The sequence below is a fragment of the Enterococcus sp. S183_ASV_20 genome (genome assembly GCF_018919685.1).
GTDB lineage: Bacteria > Bacillota > Bacilli > Lactobacillales > Enterococcaceae > Enterococcus > Enterococcus faecalis.
In genome coordinates, this window is sequence record NZ_JAHLRI010000098.1 from 1 (window position 1) to 5,591 (window position 5,591).

The following is a 5,591-nucleotide window of genomic DNA, read 5'->3' on the forward strand; positions in this document are numbered from 1 at the left end:
ATGCAGGATTCGTCGTATTAACTACATACACATATTGCCTATAAGATTCTAAATCCCTGTGACAGTAAAGCCAATCATTTGTTTCTCGCGCAACGTAGAACAAAGACAAGAACCTTTGACCATCTGCAGTTTTATTTTCAGTTACATAGTATACCAGGAAGCCATACCTTTTTTCGGCCGTCTTTATGATTGACTCTATTTCTTCAGTGACCAAAATATTTTCACCTTGAAAGTAATTGCTGGTGTAATGGCATTTCCCTGTTTCCATGAACTCATCAATGACAGAACTTGATAGGTCGGTAAGCATCATTCTATACCATGCTTCTTTTTTTAGAGTTTCGTTGGCCATTGTCGTATTACTTAATCTTCTCATTTGTATTCCTCCAAAAGCAATATTTTTTTTAATTCGTTACTGTTAGATAATTGTTCCATTCTATGAGTTGTAATGAATCCTTGCCATAACTCCATCGTTATGGCAGGAACCCATTGAATATTTTTCTAAGGTACGCTATACTTATTCATGACTATAAATAGTTAACGTCCTAGAAATCTTTTGTCTTCAGCAAAAGGTTTCTTTTTTTGTGCTTTTAGCTGCAGGATCTAATAACTTCTTGATAAATTCCTTATCTCCATCTGTACAAGCCGGATAATAGTTAGAAATGAAGAATTCTCCATTTTAGTCAATTTCTAGTGCTACTTTTCGCAACCCTTTAACGAAATAAAATATTGGTTTTTTCTTCCATTGTGTTACTGCACCGCTTTCTATCAGTTCTTTTGTTTTCTCACTCATCACCTTATTTTCATCCGCTTCTTTCATTTGTTCCAGGGTCGCAATTTTATTTTTTAGTTTCGTGATTGCTGCGCCGTAAGTTCTCGCCTTAATTGCTGGTTTTGTCTTGTTATAGGCTTTTGCTTTTTCGTTAGCCTTTTCAAGCTCTTTTAGTTCATTTTTAAAGTAGTCAATGTTATTGACGCTTGTTTTTGCGCCAACCGTCGCATAACTTGATTTACCGACCACATGAACGTCTTTAATTAACTCGTTTTTTTCCTTAAAGTCCTCTACCTTTTCCAGCATTTCCACTCTTTTTTCTTGTTTTTCTTGTTCCTTCAGTAATTTAATTGCACGATCATGATAGCCGTTTACTTTCTTATAAATGTCCCCACGGCCAATAATGTTAGGCTGTCCAAAAGGGATACGGTCATGTTCCGCCCTGATTAAGTGGTGCATTTCTTCGCTTTCTCTTTTTAGTCGTTGCAATTTTCCTTGTGCTTGTTCAAGTCTAGTCATTTTTACTCGCTTCTTTCTGTTTTTTATTTTTTTCAAAACTCATTTTTTTTGAAGATTTAGGAAGGGGTGCTTCTTTTGAACTTCGTTGGTTCGGTATTTTTCTGTGGTCCTCTCCTTTCTTTGTTTGCTGTTATGATCCATTTCTTCAGTGAGTTTGAGGTTTTGGGTGCGCAGAGAACAGACATCAGACACAAAGAAAACACAAGGGCGAGCTTGCTCGTGTATTTTACCCTTGTGTTTTCGACTGGCTGTTGTATGATTCGCAAGTACACAAGGCTGGCTCACTGAAGAAATGATAACCGCAACAGAGTGACGAGTGACAGAAAAATGCCATAGAACCAACGCCTTTTTTCTGTAGCAGTGAAACTGCTTCAGAAAAAACTTAAATCTGCGGAACGCTTCCTTGTGATCTCACAAGGAACAACTCGTGTCAATGTCCTTTTCCGTTAAGCGAGGAACGAGTAGGAAAAGAGAAACGTTCACCAGTCGGAACGAATGGGAATAGAACGTTTAATTGACTCGTGTTGAGTGCAGCAGAAAATCCATTGGTTTTGGAGCAAGGGCAACTGCACCGCAGCGGAACAATGGATTTTGTCCTAGATTTCGGTTAGGAATGCTAAGAAAAATCTTTTCTTAGCATTCCTAACGTTTAATCTTTACCTCTTTTCTCTACCGCTTATTTTCGTTTGTTTAGGAAGATATGGCTGTTTGAGCGACTTGTTTCCAACGTTCAACTGCTTGTTTTATCTTTTCTGGTACTTCCTGACGGTTACATTTTCCTTGTATTTGTATAACCTGTTGATTTCGATATTCTAATGTGAAGTAAGGCATATCTGGCTTTTCTTTTCTTCGGATAAAAACAATCGTTGTTTTTCCTTGTGTATGTCGTTCGATATAATGTTGACTGCCCACACAATGGCGTAGAATGCTTCCTTCTTGAATGATTTCTTGTAATGAATGTGGTGTGAGAAAAAGCAAGTCGTCAATTTCAGCTTCTAACGCTTTAATTTGGTTTTTCCGTTCTTGATACTGCTTTTCTTCAATCTCACTTTTCAAAAGGTTTAGCGTGTTCATAGCGTTATCGTGAGCTACTTGTAAGTTTTCTGGATACAATACACTATCGTTATTAAGTGGGGTGTTCAACTCTTCTAGCATGTGTAAATAGTCCATATAGTAGTCAAAACGTTCCCCTTTTCGCATAAACCATTTTTGAAACTTGGTTAAATTCACCTCTTTCGGTAATTGCTTGATTTGCGAATAATGTACGTACTTTTCTATTTCGTTTATCATAGGCGCATTTCGCTCTTTTAACGTTTTTTCTAACATGAATTCATGAAAGGTTGGATTTCTTGTTTTTAATTTTTGTTTATTCGCTTTTAGCCATTTCTTAGTAATTACTCTCATATCTGCTTTATGAAAATACAGTCCAAAAACGTTGCGATAGTCGTCAAAAATGATTTCATTCGCAAGAGTTGTTGCGCCTATCTTTTGTAAAAACTCAATTTCGTTTCGGTATTTATAAATATGTGCCAGTTCATGGCGCTCTATTTCAGGTAACTGTAAGTACTTTAATTCCGATACAGTGGTTAGTTTTTCTTGCCAGTTATTTGGATAAAATACCGTATTTGTATAAGCACTACTCATAAAACCATAATTTGACAACAAGCCCTCATACCAGTCACCATAGTTGTAATGGGCTTTGAGGTGGGTATCGTTTGAAAAACGCTCAAAGTTTGACTGTTCATAAATAAGCGTTTCTTTACCGTCCTTTATCGTGTGCCAATAGCTATACGTTTGAATTTCTATTCGTTTTTTACTGATAAGGATAATACCGAATGAATAAAATTTTGTAGGATAAGAGAGCCTTGAGGCCTTTGTTAATCGCTTTTTGATAATCGGACAATTCTTGCGAGAACTCGCAAGAATTGTCTCCTTTTTGTTTTTCCATTCATACGTGGGTATTTGTGACGTACACCAATCAAAAAATGCCTTGGGTGGGGCTAGTGGTTTTTGTATTTCCCGATTCATATTCATTACAACTCGAACAATTTAATTTGTTCGTCCACCTCTTTTCTTTGAGGTTTAGGCTCTTCTTTTTTTGCCGGTTGCTTTTTGGTAGTCGTCATTACTTTTCCGATGACTTTCATTTCGGGTAGTTTTTCAAGTATGAAATATTCCTTTATCCAACCAAACGCCACCTCGTCTGTGACCATTACCATAGCATTTGGTCGTTTTTCGGCTTGTTCTTGGGCTTTTCCCATGCAATAAGTGACAGAGCCTTTTATGGTTCTATCTTCCTTTAGAATACCTTGAAAAAGGGATTCATCATTTTGTTTGCATAGCCAATTGTGGATATATTCGACCGTGTTGTCATGCTCGGTTTCTAGTTCTTTTAGCATTTTTTCAAATGCTTGTTCTTGTGCAGTCAATGTACTCGTTAGGAAAAAGCGCTCATAAGAAAGTTTATCGCTAATTACTAGCCATTTGTATTTAGTTCCTTTATCTATCGTTTCATCAATTGTTAGATAAAGAGACGAATAGTTACCGTCTGGGTCTTTAATCGCAATGGTGGCTTGTTCTGGTAGGTTTTCAAGGTAAGAAAGTAACGTCTCGACTGGATAAAGGGCTACTTCATAATTAGGATAGAAACACAAAAACTGGAAGTTTTTTCCGTTTCTTTCAATGCTTTCTTTTCTGAAAGCTACACTGATATAACCTTGTGTATCATCAAAAATAGTGGTTGCTAGATTTTGATTGTATTGTTTAAGTGCGTGTATCAATTCTTTTACGGTTTGTATATTTTGAAAGTCCATAACGTTCCCTCGTTTCTTTTGTTAGCCCAACCTCTTATGAATAAGAGGTTGGGGCAAATTCACTTGTCAAAGGTCATGAGATACGTTATACTTGAATTACAAATTTATTCAGGTATAACTACCAATTCTTTAGAAATCTTTTGTTCGCCGCAAAAGGTTTCTTTTTTTGTCTTTTTTTCATGGAAATACTTTGATAATGGTTCAAAATCTTTCATATCTCCATTGCAATTCATAGTACTTACTAGCCACTCTCCAGACTGACGTTGTGCATATAAATAGCCGTTGTTATCAGAGCCACGATAAGGTGTAAAGGTTACTTTCCCTTCAACGAGTTCCGTCCAACCGTCAATTCGGTCAAGGTCAGTTAGCGTTAAGTATTGTTGTTCTCTTATTTCTTCTAATGATTGTGCAAGATACATTTCTGTTTCTGGTCGAACATATAGACAAAACTCGTGCCAACCACAACAAGTTAGTTCCCGACAGCCGACATTGTCGTATTCGTAAAGTACGTTTTCTTTCACACCTAAACAGGACAGGCCTTTTTTCTGATTGATAACTTTTTGAATTTTTTCAGGGTCTTGGTAATGTTCATATAAAACAGCACCTACTCCCTCTATATAACCGTCCCAGTGACAATATATGCCTTGATACGTTCCGTCTGCTTGTTCTTTAAAAATTGCTGTTCGTGTTCCCATAAAAGCTCTCCTCTTTCGTTGTTTTAAATGATAAACTCTGTTGCTTCGTGATTATCTTCTGTCAAGATAATTTCTTGGTCGTAATACATGTTAGAAACCAATTCATGTGCCTGTTCTTCGCTTTCAGCAAATACAGAAACAACTACCTCTAAGGTTTCAACAATTGTCACACAGTATTTTTTCTTTTTTTCTGCCATTCTTACACGTCCTTCCATTCAATATGGTTCAACAAAAATGATAGTTGGTTTAAACGGTCATTGGCATTTTTTAAACAACCATAATTTAATAACAACGTGACAGTATCATTTTCATTGATTGCTTGGCTTAATTTTTGGTATTCAAGTTGTGCCTTTTCTAGGTCAAGTTTTAATTGTGGCTCATTCATTTTAACCACCTCCTTTCAGGTTTTTGGGTTTTGAACGACCATTTTTGTTAGGCGTTTGAGGAAGTGAAGCTGGACGGTCAAAAATTCCTTTTCGTCAAACGGTGTAGTCTACCCCCTTTTTCGTTTTTGTTTAGGTTGTTCATTTTCGCCAGTGTGTTCGTGTCGCTCGCTGTGCCGTGGAAGGACCATAGACATAAAGAAAAAACAAGGGCGAGCTTGCTCGTTTATATACCCTTGTTTTTTCGACTGGCTGTGGTACTGTAGCAAACAGTGAGCAGCACGTTACACACTGCAAAATGAACGGCCTGAAAACGAAAAAGGTCGCGTGACACTGTTCTGACATCAGAAAAGGGATTTTTGACCGGAACGCCCTTGACTTTGTTTTCTAGTAGGTATGAAATACCTACTAG

The 5,591-nt window shown here is 37.0% G+C and carries 7 protein-coding genes and 1 pseudogene; all 8 read right to left on the minus strand.

What is annotated here, in order from left to right; translation table 11 throughout:
* The coding region (locus KQI94_RS15260; protein WP_253296185.1) for a hypothetical protein at nucleotides 1-373 on the minus strand (373 nt) is incomplete at its 3' end.
* Nucleotides 374-559: 186 nt separating this feature from the next.
* Nucleotides 560-1,288: pseudogene (locus KQI94_RS15265) on the minus strand (hypothetical protein).
* Between the two features lie 690 nt (nucleotides 1,289-1,978).
* Complete coding sequence (locus KQI94_RS15270; protein WP_002417363.1) at nucleotides 1,979-3,322, minus strand: PcfJ domain-containing protein; 1,344 nt, start codon at nucleotides 3,320-3,322, stop codon at nucleotides 1,979-1,981.
* Complete coding sequence (locus tag KQI94_RS15275; RefSeq protein ID WP_002390215.1) at nucleotides 3,322-4,101, minus strand: Cas9 inhibitor AcrIIA9 family protein; 780 nt, start codon at nucleotides 4,099-4,101, stop codon at nucleotides 3,322-3,324. Before KQI94_RS15275 ends, KQI94_RS15270 begins: the two co-directional genes overlap by 1 nt.
* Before the next feature lie 104 nt (nucleotides 4,102-4,205).
* Complete coding sequence (locus tag KQI94_RS15280; protein WP_002360842.1) at nucleotides 4,206-4,796, minus strand: hypothetical protein; 591 nt, start codon at nucleotides 4,794-4,796, stop codon at nucleotides 4,206-4,208.
* 23 nt (nucleotides 4,797-4,819) lie between these two features.
* A complete protein-coding gene (locus KQI94_RS15285) occupies nucleotides 4,820-5,011 on the minus strand; it encodes a DpnD/PcfM family protein (protein WP_002390216.1) in 192 nt (63 codons plus the stop codon).
* On the minus strand, nucleotides 4,996-5,181 hold the full coding sequence (locus KQI94_RS15290; RefSeq protein ID WP_002365983.1) for a hypothetical protein: 186 nt from the start codon (nucleotides 5,179-5,181) through the stop codon (nucleotides 4,996-4,998). Before KQI94_RS15290 ends, KQI94_RS15285 begins: the two co-directional genes overlap by 16 nt.
* 224 nt (nucleotides 5,182-5,405) lie before the next feature.
* Nucleotides 5,406-5,591, minus strand: a 186-nt coding sequence (locus KQI94_RS15295; protein ID WP_216454577.1) for a hypothetical protein, incomplete at its 5' end; no start/stop codon positions are given.